This is a genomic window from Methanoculleus formosensis, from assembly GCF_025384765.1.
In the GTDB taxonomy this organism is placed as follows: domain Archaea; phylum Halobacteriota; class Methanomicrobia; order Methanomicrobiales; family Methanoculleaceae; genus Methanoculleus; species Methanoculleus formosensis.
Map to the genome: position 1 here is coordinate 1 of NZ_VHLL01000019.1, position 1257 is coordinate 1257.

The following is a 1257-nucleotide window of genomic DNA, read 5'->3' on the forward strand; positions in this document are numbered from 1 at the left end:
GGTAGCGTAACGAAAGTTCTGTAAAATTGAATTGGCCCTGGATCCAACCTAGATTTGGACAAAGGAGAAACAGGGCCATGGATCCCTTAGCGTTAATCGAAGATTATCTTTCCGATCAGGAGAACGGCATGAAGACGCTCATCACCTGGTTCCTCAACCAGGTGATGCTCCAGGAAGCTCTCCAGCAGGCAGGAGCCGCCCAGTACGAACGCACCGATGCGCGGAAAGCGCATCGAAACGGTTACAAGGACCGATCCCTCAAGACCCGATACGGGGAGACGATCCTCCGGAAACCGCAGTTTCGGGAGTTCCCGTTCGAGACACAGGTCATTGGACGGTATGCCCGGGTGGAGAAGGCTCTGGTGAATGCAATCGTCGAATCCTACCTCCAGGGCGTCTCAACGAGGAGAGTCCAGGAGATCGTCAGTCATCTGGGGATCGATCAGCTCTCTCCGGCTTCGGTTTCCCGGATGGCCAAGGATCTCGACGATCAGGTGCAGGCATTCCTCCTGCGGCCGATCGAACAGGCTATCCCGTATCTCTTCGTGGATGCTTCCTACTACAAAATCCGGGACGGAGCACGGTACGTCACCAAGGCGGTCCTGGTGGTCGCCGGAGTGCGCGAGGATGGTTACCGGGAGATCTTGGGCGCGAGAGTCACCGACTGTGAGAATGAAGAATTCTGGTCGGGACTCTTCGAGGACCTCAAAGAACGAGGACTTGCCGGGGTTCAACTGGTCATCTCGGATGGGCATACCGGCATCCAGAAGGCGGCTGAAGCCGCCTTCCTCGGTGCATCCTGGCAGATGTGTCAGGTTCATTGTACCCGAGCCGTCTTGAGGAATATTCCTCGGAAACACCAGAAAGAGGTTGTAGAAGGCCTGAAGGAGGCCTATGGAAGTGAACAAAGGCTTCAAGATCTCACCGATGACCTGAATGCCAGGGGGTACCGGAAAGCAGCCAATACCATCGAACGGTTCCTCCCGGGGTTGATGAGTTACACGGCATTCCCAAAACAGCACGGGAAACGGATCCGAACCACAAACCTGATGGAACGGGTCAATAAGGAGCTAAAACGAAGGACCAAGGTCGTAGGAGCGTTCCCGAACGAGGAATCCCTTCTCCGGCTGGTCGGATCTATCCTGATGGACATCAACGAGGAGTGGGTCACCGGCAGAAGGTATTTGACCATGGAGAAGGAATGATCAGGCAAGGAGACGGGGCTCAGGCAAATTACAGAAGATCTGAGACGTTACC

1 protein-coding gene is annotated in these 1257 nt (G+C 55.1%); it reads left to right on the plus strand.

The features are described 5' to 3' along the window. Positions 1-77: 77 nt before the first annotated feature. Positions 78-1205 (plus strand): IS256 family transposase, encoded by a 1128-nt coding sequence (locus FKB36_RS13345; protein WP_261598579.1) that lies wholly within the window; start codon positions 78-80, stop codon positions 1203-1205. Positions 1206-1257 lie beyond the last annotated feature (52 nt).

What these genes read in the sequence shown, in the direction of transcription:
- FKB36_RS13345 (WP_261598579.1), top strand. Translation starts at nt 78, where the DNA reads ATGGATCCCTTAGCGTTAATCGAAGATTATCTTTCCGATCAGGAGAAC.